The sequence below is a fragment of the Vibrio sp. 1457 genome (assembly GCF_033340195.1).
GTDB lineage: Bacteria > Pseudomonadota > Gammaproteobacteria > Enterobacterales > Vibrionaceae > Vibrio > Vibrio alginolyticus.
This window is the reverse complement of the sequence record NZ_JAWOWA010000003.1, coordinates 13419-32787: the sequence shown is the minus strand read 5'-3', so window position 1 is coordinate 32787 and position 19369 is coordinate 13419. Positions and strand designations below refer to the sequence as shown.

At 45.4% G+C, this 19369-nt stretch carries 18 protein-coding genes; 7 read left to right on the top strand and 11 right to left on the bottom strand.

The genetic code is table 11. The features are described from left to right. The first annotated feature begins 40 nt into the window (after positions 1-40). Genes R7Z41_RS03740 through folA form a run of 3 tightly spaced genes read left to right on the top strand, consistent with a single transcriptional unit; the run spans position 41 to position 1803 of the window. Positions 41-841, top strand: coding sequence for a threonine/serine exporter family protein (locus R7Z41_RS03740; protein ID WP_065274127.1), 801 nt, complete (start codon positions 41-43; stop codon positions 839-841). Further along, the gene (locus tag R7Z41_RS03735; RefSeq protein ID WP_005379665.1) at positions 841-1314 is read left to right on the top strand and encodes a threonine/serine exporter family protein; all 474 of its coding nucleotides are present in this window, start codon (positions 841-843) and stop codon (positions 1312-1314) included. The genes R7Z41_RS03740 and R7Z41_RS03735 overlap by 1 nt, the downstream gene beginning before the upstream one ends. 9 nt (positions 1315-1323) lie before the next feature. Continuing rightward, a complete protein-coding gene (gene folA, locus R7Z41_RS03730; RefSeq protein ID WP_005379666.1) occupies positions 1324-1803 on the top strand; it encodes a type 3 dihydrofolate reductase in 480 nt (159 codons plus the stop codon). 269 nt (positions 1804-2072) lie between these two features. On the opposite strand, the gene apaH is transcribed toward folA, so the two are convergent. The 6 genes from apaH to lptD form a co-directional block, all read right to left on the bottom strand. Next, positions 2073-2879, bottom strand: a complete 807-nt coding sequence (gene apaH, locus R7Z41_RS03725; RefSeq protein ID WP_047101938.1) for a bis(5'-nucleosyl)-tetraphosphatase (symmetrical) ApaH — start codon at positions 2877-2879, stop codon at positions 2073-2075. Between the two features lie 15 nt (positions 2880-2894). After that, positions 2895-3275, bottom strand: coding sequence for a Co2+/Mg2+ efflux protein ApaG (apaG, locus tag R7Z41_RS03720; RefSeq protein ID WP_005379668.1), 381 nt, complete (start codon positions 3273-3275; stop codon positions 2895-2897). A 75-nt stretch (positions 3276-3350) separates the two neighbouring features. Beyond that, positions 3351-4160, bottom strand: a complete 810-nt coding sequence (gene rsmA, locus R7Z41_RS03715) for a 16S rRNA (adenine(1518)-N(6)/adenine(1519)-N(6))-dimethyltransferase RsmA (RefSeq protein ID WP_005379669.1) — start codon at positions 4158-4160, stop codon at positions 3351-3353. Then, positions 4157-5155 (bottom strand): 4-hydroxythreonine-4-phosphate dehydrogenase PdxA, encoded by a 999-nt coding sequence (gene pdxA / locus R7Z41_RS03710; RefSeq protein ID WP_225478109.1) that lies wholly within the window; start codon positions 5153-5155, stop codon positions 4157-4159. The genes rsmA and pdxA overlap by 4 nt, the downstream gene beginning before the upstream one ends. Continuing rightward, on the bottom strand, positions 5145-6428 hold the full coding sequence (gene surA / locus R7Z41_RS03705; RefSeq protein ID WP_206970486.1) for a peptidylprolyl isomerase SurA: 1284 nt from the start codon (positions 6426-6428) through the stop codon (positions 5145-5147). The genes pdxA and surA overlap by 11 nt, the downstream gene beginning before the upstream one ends. A 59-nt stretch (positions 6429-6487) precedes the next feature. Then, positions 6488-8833 (bottom strand): LPS assembly protein LptD, encoded by a 2346-nt coding sequence (lptD, locus tag R7Z41_RS03700; RefSeq protein WP_206970485.1) that lies wholly within the window; start codon positions 8831-8833, stop codon positions 6488-6490. Between the two features lie 266 nt (positions 8834-9099). Here lptD and djlA point away from each other — a divergent pair, with 266 nt between their 5' ends. Continuing rightward, positions 9100-9954, top strand: a complete 855-nt coding sequence (gene djlA, locus R7Z41_RS03695) for a co-chaperone DjlA (RefSeq protein WP_005383076.1) — start codon at positions 9100-9102, stop codon at positions 9952-9954. A gap of 141 nt (positions 9955-10095) precedes the next feature. On the opposite strand, the gene R7Z41_RS03690 is transcribed toward djlA, so the two are convergent. The 5 genes from R7Z41_RS03690 to leuA form a co-directional block, all read right to left on the bottom strand. Beyond that, entirely contained in the window at positions 10096-10878 is a 783-nt protein-coding gene (locus tag R7Z41_RS03690; protein WP_206970484.1) for a DUF547 domain-containing protein, read from the bottom strand. A 135-nt stretch (positions 10879-11013) separates the two neighbouring features. Then, positions 11014-11616, bottom strand: a complete 603-nt coding sequence (gene leuD, locus R7Z41_RS03685) for a 3-isopropylmalate dehydratase small subunit (RefSeq protein WP_005430484.1) — start codon at positions 11614-11616, stop codon at positions 11014-11016. Between the two features lie 11 nt (positions 11617-11627). Next, entirely contained in the window at positions 11628-13028 is a 1401-nt protein-coding gene (leuC, locus tag R7Z41_RS03680; RefSeq protein WP_206970483.1) for a 3-isopropylmalate dehydratase large subunit, read from the bottom strand. Positions 13029-13101: 73 nt separating this feature from the next. Next, on the bottom strand, positions 13102-14193 hold the full coding sequence (gene leuB, locus R7Z41_RS03675) for a 3-isopropylmalate dehydrogenase (RefSeq protein WP_005430431.1): 1092 nt from the start codon (positions 14191-14193) through the stop codon (positions 13102-13104). 93 nt (positions 14194-14286) lie between these two features. Next, positions 14287-15834 carry a 2-isopropylmalate synthase gene (leuA, locus tag R7Z41_RS03670; RefSeq protein ID WP_206970482.1) on the bottom strand — a complete coding sequence of 516 codons (1548 nt, stop codon included), beginning with the start codon at positions 15832-15834 and terminating at the stop codon, positions 14287-14289. A 519-nt stretch (positions 15835-16353) separates the two neighbouring features. On the opposite strand from leuA, the gene R7Z41_RS03665 reads away from it, so the two are divergent. The 3 genes from R7Z41_RS03665 (at position 16354) to R7Z41_RS03655 (ending at position 18902) form a co-directional block, all read left to right on the top strand. Beyond that, positions 16354-17151: an SH3 domain-containing protein gene (locus R7Z41_RS03665; protein ID WP_042522418.1), complete on the top strand. Its 798-nt coding sequence runs from the start codon at positions 16354-16356 to the stop codon at positions 17149-17151. A gap of 152 nt (positions 17152-17303) precedes the next feature. After that, positions 17304-17852 carry a phosphatase PAP2 family protein gene (locus tag R7Z41_RS03660; protein ID WP_042522417.1) on the top strand — a complete coding sequence of 183 codons (549 nt, stop codon included), beginning with the start codon at positions 17304-17306 and terminating at the stop codon, positions 17850-17852. A gap of 3 nt (positions 17853-17855) precedes the next feature. After that, on the top strand, positions 17856-18902 hold the full coding sequence (locus R7Z41_RS03655; protein WP_042522415.1) for an MJ1255/VC2487 family glycosyltransferase: 1047 nt from the start codon (positions 17856-17858) through the stop codon (positions 18900-18902). Positions 18903-19369: the final 467 nt, after the last annotated feature.

The window sequence follows — 19369 nt, the reverse complement described above, 5'->3', positions numbered from 1 at the left end:
GTATGAATGAGTAACACCCTAAAAGGAATTAGACTTATTTATGACTCTAGAAACCATACCGCATAGAGAGTTGGCGGTATCTACTCAACGATCGATTTCTCGTCTTGTCGCCCAAGCCGGACAAATGCTACTCGCTCATGGTGCTGAAAGTACTCTTGTGAGCGATATTATGCGTCGTATTGGCCTTGCTTGTGGGGTGAATGAAGTTGCGGTAGCACTATCAGCTAATGCATTGGTTGTGACGACGGTAATGGATGGGCATTGCATCACCACCACCCGAAGCTGCGCTGATCGTGGCATCAATATGCGCGTTATTACGCAAATTCAACGAATCTGTATCATGATGGAACGTGGTTTGCTCGATTCAACCATGGCGCAGAAAAAGCTGAACGCTATCAGTCCAGAGCGTTATAACCGCTGGTTGGTGGTGTTTATGATTGGCTTGTCTTGTGCGGCATTCAGTCATCTTGCTGGTGGTGATTGGGGAGTATTCATCATGACCTTTTTAGCTTCAGCTGGTGGCATGATCGTTCGCCAAGAAATTGGTCATCGTCATTTCAACCCTCTATTGAACTTTGCTGCGACCGCTTTTGTGACTACCTTAATTTCAGCACAGGCGGAAATTTACCAAATCGGTAATCTACCTACCGTAGCAATGGCATCGTCGGTATTAATGCTTGTACCTGGTTTCCCACTCATTAACTCTGTCGCAGATATGTTGAAAGGCCACATTAATATGGGCATTGCTCGATTTGTGATGGCTAGTTTACTAACGTTGGCGACATGTTTGGGGATCGTTGCTGCGATGAGTGTAACTGGAATTTGGGGGTGGGCTATCTAATGAGTTTATTTGATTTGATGTTTGGCCTTTTGAATGACATGTTTTTTGCGGCGATTCCCGCCGTAGGATTTGCATTGGTTTTTAACGTGCCACAAAGAGCCTTAGTGTATTGCGCTGTTGGTGGCGCGATTGGTCATGGTAGCCGCTACTTGATGATGCAGTTTGGCATTCCTATTGAGTGGGCAACCTTTTTTGCCGCGACGTTAGTTGGGATGATTGGTGTGTACTGGTCTCACCGTTTTCTCGCGCATCCAAAAGTGTTTACTGTGGCTGCTTTGATCCCGATGGTGCCGGGTGTGTTTGCGTACAAAGCAATGATCGCTATGGTAGAGATCAATCATGTTGGCTACTCACCCGAGCTTGTCGCAACCTGTATGGAAAACTTTCTTAAGGCCATGTTTATTATTGCAGGTTTAGCTGTTGGTCTTGCGGTTCCAGGGCTGTTATTCTATCGCCGCAGACCAATTGTATAAGGACCTAACATGATCATTAGTATGATTGCCGCGATGGCCGACAATCGCATCATTGGCAAAGACAATCAAATGCCTTGGCATCTTCCCGCCGATTTCGCTTGGTTTAAGCGTTGTACCATGGGAAAACCGGTTGTGATGGGACGCAAAACCTATGAGTCTATTGGTCGCCCTTTACCAGGTCGCTTGAATATTGTTATTAGCCGTGATGAGACACTAAAGATCGAAGGTGTCACTACCGTAACATCGATTGAGCAGGCTCTGGAAGTCGCAGGTGATGTGGAAGAAGTGATGATCATTGGTGGTGGTGCGATTTACACCACTTGTCTGCCTATGGCCAATAAACTGTATGTAACACACATTGAAGCGGCCATTGATGGTGATACTCAGTTCCCAGATTGGGGAGACGAGTTTAAGGAGACTTACTCAGAAATGTATCAAGCCGATGAGAAGAACGCCTATAACATGCGCTTTACTGTGTTAGAAAAGTAATTCGAGATTAACACCGCGTAGTTAATACGGTAATGCCGTTCGTGTAACAGCGAGCGGCCATCCCAACCTACCGTCATCCTGAAAAGCGACGAAAGAGCGAGATTCAGGAGCCTCTATACGAGTACCTTGTTGTCAAAGGTATTTCTATCTATTCGCAGCGCGAGGATATTAGATTCCTAGTCTCGTTAAGGCTCGTTGGAATGACCCTACAGGAAGTGTTAAGTGACAGGTATTCCTCCTACTATGGATTATCGACTGTTATTCAGTGTTTAACTTAACGCATCCTGAGTAAAAATTTTCTTATCTTCCCAACGGATCATGGTTAGGCTTCCGCCCCAAACGCAGCCAGTATCTAGCCCGATGACTTCGTTGTTCATATAGCCTTGTAGTGCAGCCCAGTGCCCAAAGAGCACCGCTTTATTTAAGTGAATACGTTTAGGCACATCAAACCATGGAATAAGTTCGTTACCGGAAACTTGTTGCGGTGGCAATTTACAATCCATATCCAAACGACCATCAGGGAAACAAAAGCGCATCCGCGTAAAAGCATTGATAATATAGCGGTATCGGTCCAAACCCTGTAGAGAGTCATCCCAGGAATCCGGTTGATTGCTGTACATGTTTTTTAATAGCCAAGGCAGCTCTTCACTTTGGATGATGCGCTCAACTTCACGGGCACACTTTCTCGCTGTTTTTAGATTCCACTGCGGTGATATGCCAGCGTGACACATCACGAACTCGTCATGCTCGGCCAATAGAGGTTGCTGAGCTAGCCATGTCAGTAATTCCTCTTTGTCGGGGGCCGTGAAAATAGGTGCGGTTTTATCTTTGTCTTTGACCTTTTTTATCCCGTGAGCCACAGCGAGAAGATGGAGGTCGTGATTACCAAGCACCACGATTGCGCTTGCGCCAAGTGACTTCACAAAGCGTAACGTTTCTAGTGATTTAGGCCCTCTGGCGACCAAATCACCAGCAAGCCAAAGTTGGTCTTTTTTCGCAGAGAAAGATACTTTTTCTAGTAGTCGCTGCAGTTCATCAAAACAGCCTTGGATGTCACCAACAATATAGGTAGCCACTGAATCTCCAATTTACTAATTTAAAACATTTGGAACAGCCAAGCGAAATGGTTCAATTTCGGTGATGAACTCTTGCCCTTTCTCATCCAGCATTTTGTAGTGTCCTTGCATAACGCCGACAGGGGTTTCTAACGCGGTTCCGCTACTGTACGTGTATTCATCATTGCTTGGAATAAAGGGCTGCTGGCCTACCACTCCGTCACCTTCAACCGTCATTTGCTTGCCATTCGAGTCTGTGATTAGCCAGCGGCGGCTCACTAACTGTACGGTTTGTTGGCTAAGGTTTTTGATGGTGATGATATAAGCGAAAACGTAGCGTTGTAGCTCTGGGTTGGACTGTTCTTCGATGTATTTGGTGTGAACTTGAATTTTGATGCAAGGTTGAATGACGTCCATGTGCACTCCTCAGAAACGTAATATCCCAATAATAATAAGCCAAACCTACAAGGGTTTGGCTCATTGTTTGAGTTCTTAGTGCTGCGGGTTATCCGCAAGCCAGTTCGCCATTGCGACGAATTGTTCTAGCGTCAGGTTCTCTGGACGCATGCTTGGATTAACACCTAGCTCTTCTAGTACTTCTGTGCTTAACAACGATTTGTAGCAGTTACGAACTGTTTTACGACGTTGGTTAAAGCCTTCACGACAAACGCGATCGAGCAAACGCAGATCTTTCGCCGGGCATGGCAACTCTTCGTAAGGCACTAAACGAACAACGGCAGAATCCACTTTCGGTGGTGGAACGAATGCCGTTGGCGGTACTTCCAGTACCGGTACCACTTTACAGTAGTACTGAGCCATTACCGTTAAACGGCCGTAAGCTTTGCTGCCAGGGCCGGCGGCTAAGCGGTTTACCACTTCTTTTTGCAGCATAAAGTGCATGTCTTGAATGTCTTTATGGAACTCGAAAAGGTGGAACATCAATGGTGTAGAGATGTTGTACGGTAAGTTACCAAAAATGCGCAGCTTGTTGTTTGGCTTCACTAGTTGAGTGAAGTCAAAACGCATAGCGTCACCCTCATGGATGGTCAACTTATCTGCCAGTTCAGGGTGAGTACGTAGGCGTTCCGCCAGATCGCGGTCTAATTCGATAACTGTGAACTTATCTACTTCACGACCTACTGGCTCAGTGATTGCACCAAGACCAGGACCGATTTCAACCAGGTTTTGACCTGGTTTTGGGTTAATCGCTGATACGATTCCATCAATAATGTATGGATCGTTCAGGAAGTTTTGACCAAAACGTTTACGCGCTTTGTGTCCTAAATGGACATCATTTCTCATTGTTTCTTCTCTACCAAATCTATCGCATGCGTGAGCGCTGTTCGGAAACTCCCTGTATCCGCTTGACCTGTCCCTGCCAGATCTAATGCAGTACCGTGGTCCACCGATGTTCTAATAAAAGGTAGACCAAGAGTAATATTTACTGAACGACCAAAGCCTTTGTATTTTAATACTGGCAATACTTGATCATGGTACATGCCTAAAACAGCATCAGCATCATTTAAATATTTTTCATTGAAAATGGTATCAGTCGGCAGAGGGCCGATCAGGTTGATACCTTTTTCTTGTCGAATTTTTTCCAGTGTTGGAGTGATGGTTTCGATCTCTTCACGACCTAAGCAGCCATCTTCGCCAGCATGAGGGTTAAGCCCGCAAACGTAGATGTTTGGTTGTGCGATAGCAAACTTTTCTACAAGGTCTTTATGAAGAATATCGATGATTTTTTCTAATCGCTCTTCGGTGACAGCTTTGGACACATAAGCTAAAGGAATATGTGTTGTAACCAGCGCCACGCGTAGTCCTTCCGTTGCTAGCATCATTACGACTAGCGGCGTTTGTGACTTCTCGGCGAAAAATTCAGTATGACCACTGAATGCAACACCTGCGCGATTAATCACCCCCTTATGAACAGGGCCGGTGACAATAGCATCAAATTCATCATTCATACAGCCTAAAGCCGCTCTTTCTAGCGTTTTTAGTACATAGTGGCCATTCGCTTCATTGAGCTCGCCTGCGACCGCAGGTTCCGATATTTGGATATGGTCAACGATAAGCGTGCCCGCTTTTTGTGCTTTAGGTGCTTCTTCTGGATTGTAATCAGACAGTTGGACTTCGATGCCAAGCTGCTTGGCTCGCTCCGTCAGCATATTCTTATCGGCACAGACGACAATTTGGTGCGCCCAATCTTCTTTCGATAGGGCAAGCACTAAGTCTGGGCCGATACCCGCAGGTTCCCCTGCGGTTACGACAATTCTACGAATTGTATTAGTTGTCATTGTTGTCATCCACGATTTCAACAAACGCACTTGCGCGTAGCTCTTGCATCCATGCGCCCGCTTCTTCATTAAATTTACGGTTAAATAGAATACGGTAAGCTTTGTTCTTCATCGCTGAGTCAGTACGGTCAACTTGGCGACGATCCAACACTTCAACGATATGCCAGCCGTGAACGGTTTTGAACGGTTCGCTGATTGAGCCAACTGGCAGAGTTTCTACTTGGTGCTTGAATTCTGGCACGTAAAGATCTGGTGTTTGATAACCTAGTTCACCGTCTTGTGCTGCCGAGCCAGGATCTTGACTGTATTGTGTTGCCAATTGAGCGAACGTTGCTTCACCGGCTTTGATGCGGCGTACAAATTCATTCAGTTGCTTCTTCGCCCCTTCGTCGCTCAGAATCACGGTTGGTTTAATCAAAATATGACGCGCATTTACTTCCGTTACCGCAACCATTTCTAGGCCTTTGACATCCTCTATTTTTAGGATGTGGAAACCAACGCCACTACGGAATGGACCAATAATGCTGCCTTTGTTTTGCATCTTGATCTGATCAGCAAAGATGGTTGGCATCTCTTCTTTACGCATCCAGCCCCAATCACCACCTTGTAAAGCTTTAGGACCTTTAGAGTAGGTGTAGGCCATCTCCGTAAAATCTGCACCTTCGTTTAGCTTTTTCGCGAGCGCTTTAGCTTCTGCTTCTACAGCAGATTTTTCTTTATCGTCAGAGAAGCGCAGTTGAATGTGTCCAATTTTGTATTGAACAGTTGCATTGGTTTCTTGTGATAGTTGCTCAGCAAGGCTATCGACCTCTGCTGGAAGGATATTAATACGGCGACGAACCAGTGCGTTGCGAGCTTCTGATGCGGCGATTTCCTTACGAATTTGTTCGCGGAATTCTGGGTAGCTTAAACCTTCACTTTCTACAGAAGCAGCGAGTTGTTCTACCGATTGCTCATTATTACGTGCGATCTCTGCAATCGCTTGGTTTAAACGGTTGTCGTCAATACGCACACCAATACGGTCTGCTTCTTGGCCTTGCAACGTATCAATGATAAGTTTTTCAACGACTTGTTCTTTTAACACGCTGGTAGAAGGTAAGCTCTTTCCACTTTGACGAGCGTTGGCTTGCAGCGTTTTCATCGCTGTTTCGATGTCGCTTTGTAGAACTACACCGTCGTTCACGATGACCGCAACCTTATCGATCTCTACTGGTGCTGCAACCGCTCCGCAAGAGAGTAGGGTCGTGAATAAGATTGATTTCCAAATTTTCATTTAAAATTCCGTCAGTATTTTTGAATAGGCGTCTTATTCATTTAAGACGCCTATTTTGATTAATTGTTCAGATAGAATGGGCGGCCGTACTTAATCGCGTTGTCAGAACCATCCAGTTCTTTGACAGCAGTGTCTTCACGCTGGTTGGTCGCAAAGCCTTGAATACCGAAGTTAACGCTGAAGTTATTTTCGTATTCAGGTGATGCCCCGGTGCTGCCGATAGCTTGGTCTTCCCAACCAAGCAATTGGTTTGAGTAAGTGACGCCAATGTACCAACAGTCAGATTGGTAACGTAGGCTCGCTAACCATTCTAGGTCCGCATTTTCATTGAGGTCGTAGTAGTATTGACCACTCGCAGACCAGTTCGGGTTGAACTCGTAGGCCGCTACAATACCTGCTTGAGAAATACCTTTACGAGTAATTGTGTCTAGGTTTTCGAGAATGATCGTATCTTCGATGTATTCACGCGTAACGTAGCGATAGTTACCCTGAATAAAGCCGCCGTTGAATTGGTATTCCAAGGTACTGTTTGCCAACTGCATGGAGCTCAAATCAATATCGTATTGAATTCCACCGTGATAGAACAAGTAATCGTTGTAGTTGAAATCAGCTTCAATCGCCCATGATGAGTAATTGGTGGTCTCATCCGGAAGATTTGGACTATTGCTCAGTTTGGTCTTTTTATCGAAGTAGTAAATCTGACCAAATGAAACGTTAAGACGCTCTTTATAGTCATCATCAAAGAAGCGAGTACTCGCACCGTAGCTTAACTGGTTCGCCGAGGCGATTTTATCAATGCCACTGTACTTACGACTGCGGAATAGCCCATAGTAGTCGGTTTGTAGCAAGGTGGTATCGTAGTTGTAGATGTTGGTCTGATCTTCTTCAGGTACGTACAAGTACTGTAGCTGAGGCTCCAGTGTTTGTGTGTAGCCCTTGATCCAGCTTGTATCTCGCTCTAAGTAAAGTTGCGCATGCGTACGGAACTCAGGAATAACACGAGAAACTTCATCATCCAACTGGTTTTGCAAGTTTACATCTGTCAAACCCGTTAAGTCTTGAGAGTAATACGTAGAGAGCACACGCGCTTCTGATGTCCACGTTGCCCATGAGTTTGAGAGTGGTAATGTAAGCCCTGGTTCAATGTGAACACGGGTCGCATTTGGTCGCGCAGCATCGCTGGTATCGAAGCGGCTCACTTGGCTCTTCACGTCAAAGTTAAGGTAGTCTCCCCACAATGGCGTGTAGTAGTTCAAGTCTAACTGAGGAAGCAGGCGATAAGGGCGGTTCTCTTCTTTCAATAAGATTTGGAAGTCACGAACGGTTAACGAAGCATCCCAGAAATCAGAACGATATTGTACTTGTCCTTCTTGAACCAGTTGACCATCTTCACGGTTACCAATATCGGAGTCGAGATCGAGGAAGTAATCAATATCACTCACTTTTGAGTAATCGACTTTGACTATCCACTGTTTATTGATGATACCGTCGTGTTTAACTTGGTAGCCCCAACGAGACTCGTCCTGATATTTGCGATCACTATTGAGGTATTCGCCTTTGATTTCCCCATTTCCCCAACCATCTGTTAGGTAGCGGAAATCAGTATCGAGTTTTGTACCACGTTGCTGCATATAGAGCGTGGTGAGTGTCATGTCATATTGAGGCGCGATGTTCCAATAGAATGGCACCTCGACTTCCATACCATCACTAGAACCGTACGATAAAGAAGGGAAGAGGAAACCCGTTTTACGCGTATCTCCAATTGGCATGGTTAGATACGGCACATAGAAAACAGGCACATCTAACACTTCAAATCGAGGGTGGTGCAGCGTCGCTGTCTCTTCATCTTGGTCAACATCGATGCCTGACGCAACCAATCGCCATGAATTATCGCCTTGAGGGCACGATGTGATAGAGCCGTCTTCGAGTTCATAAACCGACTGACCTGTGCGAGCGATATAGGCTGCAGTGCCTCGGCCTTGTTGGCAAAGGAACTGATAATCGGTGTTCTCAAGTGAAAACGTATCTTGATTAATGTCGTTAGTAACACGATCAGATCGAGCTTTGACTTGGCCGTCATTGAAAGTCACGTTGCCTTCGGCAACCACGACGTTGTCTTGTTGGTGCAGCGTTACGCTATCTGCGGTAATTTTCTTCTGGCCTTGGGTGACTTGTACATTACCTGAGTACTGAGCTTTGTCACCATTGATGGCTTGCAGGGTGTCAGCTTCTACCACTACTGGGGTATTAAGAGCGTCCTCCTCGCCACTTGTATCGACCAAACATTGATCTGTGGCGGGCATTTCCTGCACACTATCATGGATATTCGCTTCAGCTTGAGTGGTGGGTACAAACAAGGCGGTGCTGATAGAGGCCGCTAAACATGTGCGGGAGAAATGTTGCATTGAATTGAACTTTCCTGTGTCACTACTACTCGATGGCTATAGGGCTTGTTGTACCCTAGCGTAATAGCCAAATGAATCAACTATAGTCGCATTTATCCCAGCGTATTGATTCACTGTGGCATAATGACGACAAAATAGCTGCAAAGATAAGCAGGCGAAATGGCCTAGCCGAAATAAAACTAATTCCATTATCATAAAGGAAATCGTTGCATCCGGCACTATAAGACCGCCGTCGTCGATAAAAATTCATTGATAGAGAACACATAATGCATATTTTTGGCAAAATTCTGGGTGCCTTTTTTGGCTTGTTACTTGGCGGGCCGCTAGGTTTACTCTTTGGCTTATTTATTGGCCATCAATTCGATAAAGCACGTCGCTTGAGTCAAGCCGGGTTCTCTACTGGCGGCTTTGGAAAAGGGCCAAGTCAAGCTCAGCGCCAAGAAGAGTTTTTTAAAGCGGCGTTTGCGGTAATGGGACATGTGGCAAAAGCGAAAGGCCAAGTCACCAAAGAGGAAATCCAACTGGCTTCTGCCATGATGGACCGCATGAATTTGCATGGCGAACAGCGTCGCGCAGCGCAAGACGCGTTTCGTGAAGGTAAAGACAGCGACTTTCCGTTAGAAGATGTTCTTGTTCGTGTGAAAATTTCGACAGCTGGTCGCTTTGACTTGTTGCAATTTTTCTTAGAGCTGCAAATCTCGGCGGCCTTTGCAGATGGCTCGATTCATCCTAGTGAACGAAATGTGTTACACAAAATAGCACGTGGTTTGGGTTTCTCTTCTGAGCAGCTAGAGCGTCGCTTGCAAATGCAAGAAGCCGCATTCCGTTTCCAAAGCCAGGGTGGTTTTCATGGTCAGCATCAAGGCCAATCTTCTGGTGGTAGCTGGCAACAAGCTTCACAAGCGGATCAGTTGGCCGACGCGTACAAAATTCTGGATGTGTCTTCAGATGCCGACAGTAAAACCGTTAAGCGTGCTTATCGTAAACTGATGAACGAGCATCACCCGGACAAATTGATGGCTAAAGGTTTACCACCAGAGATGATGAACGTCGCGAAAGAGAAATCTCAAGAGATTCAAAACGCTTACGATCTGATTAAGAAAGTCAAAGGCTTCAAGTAGTCGGACGTTTTCTATCAGGTATTGGATTTAAAAAAGGGCACAGAGTGCCCTTTTTTTCATGTCTTAGTCTTTGAGTTGCCGGTGTCTTTAGCTTTTGGCCTATCATGATCCTAACGCTAATTGACCTCAAATCTCCGCAGTTTAGTTGGCTTGATTCAAGTCCCAATCGTATTCGTATTTCACTTTACCAGAGAAATTTTTGTATTGCGGTGCGTACTTTGCGATGTGGTTGAAGACTTGTTTTTCTCCACCAAAGTCCGTTGCAAACCAATCATAAATAGAAGACAACTGTGCCGTGTTACCTTGGATAGATACGCCTTTGCTGCTGTTAATAAATGTTTTAGCGGCACTATCCAGTAGAACTTGCGTGTTGTCAGCAGTGAATGCTTGAGACTGCAGATTAGGGCATCCCAAGCTGGCACAGTTAACCGCGTAATGTGTTCTCGGGTCATTCCAAATTGGACGTAAAATGCGATGTTCAATATCGTTTAAAGTCAGATCCTTCCCGTTGACCACGACCACATCATCCCCCCAAGGGCCAAAGCTAAATAGCCCACCCAGTTTGGTAATCGATTCGACAGGATAGTTATCTAGGATTAAGTCTACAGTGATGGCATTGTAAAGGTTTACCCAGTAGGCGTATTGCTCCGCTTGGTTGTATTGTCGAGGATCGAGTTTTGCCAAACGTTGGATGTATTGTTTCAGCTTAGTTTTATCGGCTGAGGTGACTTGGCTGTAACGAAATAAGGTATTCTCGCCTTGTTCAACTAAATAAGCATCGAGCAATTGCTGCCAATCTTGATGAGAGATTTGACTTTGATTGGCTTGATTCGATTGTTTCCAATACGGCCATAAGTCGGATTTAGGTGCGGCAAATGTCGAGAAAGAAACGAGCGCACATAAGAGTAATAACAGACGTTTCATAGAGATACCTTTGGGTCAAAACCTTATTGATATTGTAGACCTGCATAAGGCGAAGTTTCTTTCTTGAGGCAATGAAAATAAAAGAAAAAAGGTTGGCATAAGCCAACCTTTTGTTTGTTTAAATTACGATTTTAATTAGCTTAAGAAGCTTGGGATATTCGCTTCGTACTCGGCAATCTTATCTTCGTGTTGAAGGGTTAGGCCAATATTGTCCAAACCGTTTAGTAAGCAGTGACGACGGAACGAATCGATTTCAAAACCATATTCTTTGCCGTTGGCGCGAACCACATTCGCTTCTAGGTCTACTTCCACTTCTGCGCCTTCGTTAGCCTCAACAAACTGGAAGATTTCATCCACTTCTTGCTCCGTCAAACGAACTGGCACCATTTGGTTGTTGATCGAGTTACCGTAAAAAATATCGGCAAAGCTTGGTGCGATCATCGCTTTGATGCCGTAATCCGCTAGTGCCCACGGTGCGTGCTCACGAGAAGAACCACAACCGAAGTTTTCACGCGCTAGCAAGATAGATGCGCCTTGGTAACGCGGAGCGTTCATCACGAACTCTGGGTTTGGTTGTTCGCCAGCATCATCTAGGAAGCGCCAGTCATGGAATAGGTGCTTACCAAACCCTAAGCGAGAGACCTTTTGTAGGAACTGCTTTGGAATGATGGCATCAGTATCTACGTTCGCTGCATCTAGAGGAACAACTAAGCCTGTATGTTGTTTAAAGCCTGACATTTGTTTGCTCCTTAGTCTAGTTCACGAATATCTACAAAGTGACCAGCAATTGCTGCTGCCGCTGCCATCGCAGGGCTCACTAGGTGGGTACGGCCATCACGACCTTGGCGGCCTTCAAAGTTACGGTTTGAAGTAGACGCACAACGTTCATGTGGACCCAAACGGTCGTTGTTCATTGCTAGACACATTGAACAACCTGGTAGGCGCCACTCAAAGCCCGCTTCTTTAAAGATGACATCTAGGCCTTCTGCTTCTGCTTGCGCTTTTACTTGCTCAGAGCCAGGAACAATTAGTGCTTGAACGTGAGACGCGACTTTGCGACCTTTCGCTACTTCAGCGGCTGCGCGCATGTCTTCGATACGTGAGTTAGTACAAGAACCAACGAAGACTTTATCGACGTTGTAATCAGACAGTGACTTGCCTGCTTCTAGGCCCATGTAAGCCAACGCTTTTTCAGCAGAAGCTTTTTCTACTGGATCGGCAAAGCTTTCTGGTGCTGGAATCGGTTGGTCTACTGCGATAACTTGGCCTGGGTTAGTACCCCAAGTGACTTGTGGTTTAATGTCTGCTGCGTTTAGCGTCACAACCGCATCAAACTGAGCGTCATCGTCAGTTTTTAATGTCTTCCAGTATTCTACTGCTGCATCAAAATCGGCACCTTGAGGTGAGAATTTACGGCCTTTGATGTATTCGTACGTGGTTTCATCTGGCGCAATCAAACCGGCTTTAGCACCTAGCTCAATTGCCATGTTACATACGGTCATACGGCCTTCCATTGAAAGGTCGGTGATCGCCTCACCACAGAATTCAACCACGTAGCCTGTACCGCCCGCTGCTGTAGTTTCACCGATGATCGCTAGCACGATATCTTTCGCTGTGATCCCCGGAGCTACTTTGCCTTTCACTTCGATCTTCATCGTTTTAGCGCGTGCTTGTTTTAGCGTTTGAGTGGCTAATACGTGCTCAACTTCAGATGTACCAATACCAAAAGCGAGAGAACCGAACGCACCGTGTGTAGCCGTGTGCGAGTCACCACAAACAATGGTCATGCCCGGTAGTGTAATACCAAGCTCTGGGCCCATAACGTGCACAATTCCTTGGTATTTGTGGTTAATGTCGTAAAGCGTAACACCAAACTCTTCACAGTTTTTCGATAGCGTCTCCATCTGGATACGAGCCATCTCACCGGATGCGTTGATGTCTTTGGTGGTTGTCGAAACGTTGTGGTCCATGGTGGCAAAAGTTTTGCTGACCTGACGCACTTTACGACCTTTTTCACGCAAGCCGTCAAATGCTTGCGGAGACGTCACTTCGTGTACCAAGTGACGGTCGATGTACAAGATTGGGTTTTCCCCTTCTGCTGCGACGGCAACGTGTGCGTCGTAGACTTTTTCGTATAGTGTTTTGCCCATTGTTTGCTATCTCGTGTATAGCTCCCGACAACGGCTCATCAGGAGCAAATAATTATTATCAAGTCGTGCTGTATTAAGAGTTTAAGATGTACTCAGCGATCTTATCGCCCATCTCAGACGTCGAAAGTGCTGGGTTGTCACCAGCAAGGTCACCCGTAAGCTCACCCGCTGATAGTGCTTTTGAAACTGCCGTTTCGATGTCTTGTGCCGCAGTTTCTTCACCTAGGCTGTAACGCAGCATCAGTGCAGCTGATAGGATTTGTGCCACTGGGTTAGCGATGTTCTTACCTGCGATATCCGGAGCACTGCCGCCTGCTGGCTCGTACAGACCGAATTTGCTTTCGTTTAGGCTCGCTGAAGGCAACATACCCATAGAGCCAGTGATCATCGCGCACTCATCAGAAATGATGTCGCCGAAGATGTTTGAACATAGCATTACGTCGAACTGTGCTGGGTCTTTGATAAGCTGCATAGTTGCGTTATCAATGTACATGTGTGACAGCTCGACATCTGGGTAGTCTTTTGCGATTTCTTCGACCACTTCACGCCATAGGATAGAGCTTTGTAGAACGTTCGCTTTGTCGATAGAGCACACTTTCTTACGACGTAGGCGAGCAGACTCAAAAGCGATTTTTGCAATACGTTCGATTTCGTAACGGTGGTACACCTCAGTGTCGAACGCTTTCTCTGTTGGACCTTCACCTTCACGACCTTTTGGTTGGCCGAAGTAGATGCCGCCCGTCAGTTCGCGAACAACAACGATATCAAAACCACGACCTGAGATGTCTGCGCGTAGTGGTGAGAAAGCTTCAAGACCTGAGTGAATTTGTGCTGGGCGTAGGTTACAGAATAATTGGAAGTGCTTGCGTAGCGGCAGTAGGGCACCGCGCTCAGGTTGGTCGTTTGGTGGTAAGTGTTCCCACTTAGGGCCACCAACTGAACCGAATAGGACTGCATCAGACTCTTCACACGCTTTTACTGTGCTTTCTGGAAGTGGACAGCCGTGATTATCAATCGCGATACCACCTACATCGTGCTCGTCACGCTCAAACGCAATGCCGTGTTTCTTCTCGATTGCATCTAGCACCTTGTGTGCTTGCGCCATTACTTCTGGGCCGATGCCGTCGCCTGGTAAAACGGCGATTTTGTATGATTTGTCTGTCATGGTAATCCTTTAATTTTTCTAAATTTTTTAGCTTGTCTAAACGAATTGGGTTGGAGCCTGAGTAGTGAGGCTCAAGCTCCGATGAATTAATGATTAAACCGTCGCAATTCTCTTTTGCTTCATCTCTTCAATCTTATCGGCACGATGAATGCTGTTGATAACGTGTAATAGCGCTTGGCCAGATGCTTCTACGATATCGGTAGAAACGCCGGTACCGTGGTACTTACGGCCTTTGTAGTTAGCGATGATGTCTGCTTGACCAAGACCGTCTTCACCTTCGCCTTTTGCGGTTAGGTCAAACTTGTCTAGAACGATTTCGTAACCTGTCACGCGGTAGATACATTGGTATAGCGCATCAACAGGGCCATTACCGACCGCTGCTTCACACATTTCTTCATCACCGCATTGCATTTTGATGCTGGTGGTAGCCATTACGCTGCCAGACTGCACGCTTAGGTAGCTCAATTTGTAGAAGTCATCTTCTTCACGCAAGTTCGAGAAGTGCATTAGGGCTTCTAGGTCGTAATCGAACACTTGGCCTTTGCGATCAGCAAGTTTCAAGAAATCCGCATACAGCGCGTCTAGGTTGTACTCGTCTTCGTTGTAACCCATGGTATCCATATGGCTCTTCACGGCAGCGCGACCGCTGCGGCTGGTTAGGTTCAGAGCTTGGTTTTTTAGGCCAATAGACTCAGGGGTCATGATTTCGTAGGTATTCTTATTCTTCAACATGCCATCTTGGTGGATGCCTGAAGAGTGGCTAAACGCATTTGCACCCACAATTGCTTTGTTGCTTTGAATAGGCATATTGCATAGCTGGCTAACCAACTTACTGGTGCGGTGAATTTCATCATGCTTAATGCCAGTGTGAACGCCCAAAAACTCTTGACGAGTCTTGATGATCATTGCGATCTCTTCAAGTGAACAGTTACCCGCTCGCTCTCCAATGCCATTGATCGTGCCTTCTATCTGACGTGCGCCAGCTTGAACGGCGGCAATAGAGTTGGCAACTGACATCCCCAAATCGTCGTGACAGTGAACGGAGATGATCGCTTTATCAATGTTCGGAACGCGGTTAAATAGGGTTTCAATAATCCCACCAAACTCACTTGGTACGGTGTAGCCAACGGTATCTGGAATGTTGATTGTACTCGCACCTGCATTGATGGCGGCTTCTACCATGCGACATAGGTTGTCGATTGGAGTACGACCAGCATCTTCACAAGAAAACTCGACATCATCAGTGTAGTTACGTGCATGTTTAACGGCGTTGACTGCCATTTCTAGTACATCGTCATAGCTGCGGCGTAGTTTGTCTTCTACGTGAATGGTGGAAGTGGCTAAAAACGTGTGGATACGGAATTGGTCAGCCACTTTTAAGGCTTCAGCGGCAGCATCAATGTCTTTCGCAACGGCACGCGAAAGGGCACAAACTCGACTGTTTTTTATGTTTTTTGCGATGGTTTGTACAGACTCGAAATCACCTGGTGAAGAGATTGGGAAGCCAGCTTCGATAACATCAACGCCGAGTCTTTCCAGCGCATAGGCAATCTGCAGTTTTTCTTTAACCGTCAAGCTTGCTGACAACGCTTGCTCGCCATCACGCAATGTGGTGTCGAATATAATGACCTGATCGTTCATGTTTGCTTCCTTCCTGATTTCTGCACTTTCGCGCAAGTGAATCGTTTACTTCCAGTATTTAGATATAAAAAAACCCGCATTCTCATGCGGGTTCTTAGAAATTGGTGTGGTTATTTTTCTTCCACAGCCTACCCGCGCGAACTGGTCACGATCAGGAGGAGGCTAAGCAGGATAGAAAAATGAGCTGACATAGTTGTTAAGCTTTCCACATAATTAAGTTAACAAATTAGTACCGCACTCCATGAAGCGCGTCAACCCTAAAGTCGATTTTTTATTCATATCGGATGAGTCTTTTCGTTTGCTTGAAAAAAATGATGCACTAAGTGAAACGACATGATGCGATAGAAACGTGCTAGAAGAAGTAAGTTCTCATCAAGTTTGCGACGTTTAATTACCAAAACAAGCATCGGGATTGCGACTTGTCACACAAAGGTCCGAATTGTTTGGCAAAAGTTTTGAATGACCATTTATAGTAGTGCAGTTGCACTAGGTAAAAGAAATATAAGGGTTAGGGAAAGAATGAGGTTAACAAAACAATTTGGACGTTCAGCCATAGTATTTACTCTGGTCAGCTTGTCGGGTTGTCAGCTGTTTCAATCGCAGACCTATGTGGAAGTGGCTTCCCCCGTTGTTATGAATGATCACTCACAGAGCGTCATGGTCATCAATGATCAAATGGATCGATTTTTGAGTAATGAAGGACGCGAATCGTTCTTGAATCAGATGCTTGTTGCCCTTGAGTCTGACAGCCGAAATAAGTTTAAAGGTAAAGATCCGGAAACGTATTCTTGGTGGAAGATCCGTGTCCAGCCTAGTGAGAAACAGCAAGCGGAAGTTTTCCGACCAACCACTGAAGGTGTCGATACCTCAAACCCAGTAGAGTTTATGGATGTCTCTTACCGCTCTAAGACCACATTAAACCTACGCTCCAAACCGAGTCTTGAAGGGGAAAAGCTTGGCGTATTATCGAAAGGGGAAGTCTTTAATGTGCTAGCAAAAGTGGTTGATCAACCTTGGTTTCTCGTTGAACAGAAAGGAGTGATAAAAGGTTATGTCCATAAGGATTATGCGCGCAGCAATGTGATAAATCGTGACATTTTATCTACACAGCCTAACCCTTTACTAGAGCCTAACTCGAGTAAAACGGAGCAAACGAGTATAGAGCATGAACTGTCGGGAAACTATACTTGCCGCTCACTGAGCTATGAGCTTACAAAAGATGGCGACATGACGACGGGCTCTTTGCGCGCCTGCCGCAAGAAGAGAAAAGTCTGGTATATAGACACCCCTCAACCGCAACTATCAAACCCTTCTTAATGTTCTATTTTTATGGTTATGCCCAATAGATAAATTGTTGGGCACACTTTAATTTGGCCTTTGTCATTAATTGTCCAAACTCCCGTCATGCTGTTGTCACCTAAACCTCCTACTTTTCACACAAAGGCGTTGTCAAAGTAAGGAAAGGTCACATGCGAACCATAGAGACAATTACACAGCCAATTGCAACCATTGCTAAGTTTGATTTAGCGCTCTCTAGTGTTTGTCTTAAGCACCGTTTTAATCAACAAGTCGCCAATATCAGCAAAGGAGTCTCCCACAGTGGTGACGGGCATCTTTACTTGGTGTTGGGTTTATTAGCTTGGTATTTAGATAAGGAGCAAGGAGTCTGGTTTTTACTGGCGGGTTTACTTGCTTTTGCTATCGAGCTACCAATTTATTGGACGCTGAAAAATAGTTTTAAGCGTCGTCGCCCTGAAGAGTTTAGTGCACTCCTTCCTGCTTTTATTACTCCCTCTGATCGCTATAGTCTTCCTTCAGGACACACTGCCGCTGCGTTTGTCATGGCGACGCTGATTGATCATTTCTATCCGAGCCTAGGCGTTGCTGCATTCTTTTGGGCAAGTTTAATCGGAACCGCGCGAATCTTATTGGGTGTGCACTTTTTTACTGATGTCATCATTGGTGCACTGCTTGGCAGTCTTTGTGGTGGATTAGCGATTGCGATGTTGGGAGGCTAATTGATGAAAATCTTGTACGGTGTTCAAGGGACAGGAAACGGACATATTGCACGCGCAAGGGCGATGAGTCATGCGTTTAAAGAGCACGATGTTGAGGTCGACTTTTTGTTTTCTGGGCGAGCGCCGGAAAAATACTTTTCAATGGAAGCATTTGGCGATTACCAGACTCGCCGAGGCTTCACCTTTATTACCGAAAAAGGCTCTGTAAACTACGCGAAAACAGCATTGAATAACAATTTGGTGCAGTTTTTCAAAGAAGTTAAGCAACTCGATCTGTCGTCCTACGATCTTATCATTAATGATTTCGAACCTGTGACTGCGTGGGCAGCGAGACAACAAAATAAGCCTTCTATTGGTATCAGCCACCAAAATGCTTTCCGTTATCCGGTGCCACTAAAGGGAGCAAGTTGGTTAGATAAATCCGTCATTGAATACTTTGCGCCTTCTCAACATCACCTTGGTTTGCATTGGCATCATTTTGATCAACCTTTGTTACCACCGATAGTGCATACCGTCGATAGCCAAGCAGAAAACGACGACTTCGTGTTGGTGTATCTACCGTTCGAATCGATTGAAGATATCTCAGACTTATTGTTCCACTTTAATCAACAAGCGTTTATCTGTTATCACCCGGATGTGATCGAATGTGAGCTGGTAGAAAACATAGAACTGCGCCCTTTATGCCACAGCAACTTCCAGCATCATTTGCATCGCTGTAGTGGTGTCATTGCTAATGGTGGGTTTGAGCTTCCTTCAGAAGCCTTGTCTTTGGGGAAAAAATTGTTACTAAAGCCACTCGCGGGTCAATTCGAGCAGCAGAGCAATGTTGCGACCTTAGAAGATTTAGGGCTTGCGATGTCGATGGAGAGCTTAGACATTTCCGCAGTACGCCAGTGGCTAAAGGAGCAACAAGCCGAAAGTGTGAAATACCCAGATGTTGCTCAGGCTATTGTTCATTGGGTACTGCAAGGTGCATGGGATTCAAAAGCAGAGTTATCCAGACAACTGTGGGAGCAGGTTGATTTTCCAAGTTACGTGTCGAACATTTAAGTACGTTGTTCTAAGTACATTGTTCCTTCCATTTTTGACACGATTTTGTTGCAGCCTTTCTGTTTGGAAGGCTGCATTTTTATTCTTCCTCTCTCATTTCTATTCAGTGTGTATTTGCTGATAATTTGACTGATAAGTGCAAAATTCAATCAGAGATATAGCTGTCATCTGTTGTTCTTATTTCAACTAATAACTGAGCTAAATGCATGCTTGTGTTGACCGCCTGTCCTATCAATTTGCTAAATACGTCCTCAAAGAATGCATTTTTACGTGTTTTATAGTTTTTTATGTTTTTATCAAGCTTTTGTTATTTAACGAATAAATACCTAATTGGCTAAAATTTACTGATTAAATATCAATCTAGTTGCGAAACCGCAATCGATTAGTTGATAGTACAGTTCGAGCCGGAAGTATCCGGACGATAAATATAATAAAAAGTTAGGTTATCTATTCGTAAAATGATTCGA

Excerpts from the sequence above, each read along its gene's own strand:
- R7Z41_RS03660 (WP_042522417.1), top strand. The coding sequence starts at position 17,304 with ATGCGAACCATAGAGACAATTACACAGCCAATTGCAACCATTGCTAAG.
- rsmA (WP_005379669.1), bottom strand. The coding sequence starts at position 4,160 with ATGAGAAATGATGTCCATTTAGGACACAAAGCGCGTAAACGTTTTGGT.
- leuB (WP_005430431.1), bottom strand. The coding sequence starts at position 14,193 with ATGACAGACAAATCATACAAAATCGCCGTTTTACCAGGCGACGGCATC.
- R7Z41_RS03655 (WP_042522415.1), top strand. The coding sequence starts at position 17,856 with ATGAAAATCTTGTACGGTGTTCAAGGGACAGGAAACGGACATATTGCA.
- apaG (WP_005379668.1), bottom strand. The coding sequence starts at position 3,275 with ATGGACGTCATTCAACCTTGCATCAAAATTCAAGTTCACACCAAATAC.
- R7Z41_RS03740 (WP_065274127.1), top strand. The coding sequence starts at position 41 with ATGACTCTAGAAACCATACCGCATAGAGAGTTGGCGGTATCTACTCAA.
- djlA (WP_005383076.1), top strand. The coding sequence starts at position 9,100 with ATGCATATTTTTGGCAAAATTCTGGGTGCCTTTTTTGGCTTGTTACTT.
- R7Z41_RS03690 (WP_206970484.1), bottom strand. The coding sequence starts at position 10,878 with ATGAAACGTCTGTTATTACTCTTATGTGCGCTCGTTTCTTTCTCGACA.
- R7Z41_RS03735 (WP_005379665.1), top strand. The coding sequence starts at position 841 with ATGAGTTTATTTGATTTGATGTTTGGCCTTTTGAATGACATGTTTTTT.
- surA (WP_206970486.1), bottom strand. The coding sequence starts at position 6,428 with ATGAAAATTTGGAAATCAATCTTATTCACGACCCTACTCTCTTGCGGA.
- lptD (WP_206970485.1), bottom strand. The coding sequence starts at position 8,833 with ATGCAACATTTCTCCCGCACATGTTTAGCGGCCTCTATCAGCACCGCC.
- R7Z41_RS03665 (WP_042522418.1), top strand. The coding sequence starts at position 16,354 with ATGAGGTTAACAAAACAATTTGGACGTTCAGCCATAGTATTTACTCTG.
- leuD (WP_005430484.1), bottom strand. The coding sequence starts at position 11,616 with ATGTCAGGCTTTAAACAACATACAGGCTTAGTTGTTCCTCTAGATGCA.
- leuA (WP_206970482.1), bottom strand. The coding sequence starts at position 15,834 with ATGAACGATCAGGTCATTATATTCGACACCACATTGCGTGATGGCGAG.
- folA (WP_005379666.1), top strand. The coding sequence starts at position 1,324 with ATGATCATTAGTATGATTGCCGCGATGGCCGACAATCGCATCATTGGC.
- pdxA (WP_225478109.1), bottom strand. The coding sequence starts at position 5,155 with ATGACAACTAATACAATTCGTAGAATTGTCGTAACCGCAGGGGAACCT.
- leuC (WP_206970483.1), bottom strand. The coding sequence starts at position 13,028 with ATGGGCAAAACACTATACGAAAAAGTCTACGACGCACACGTTGCCGTC.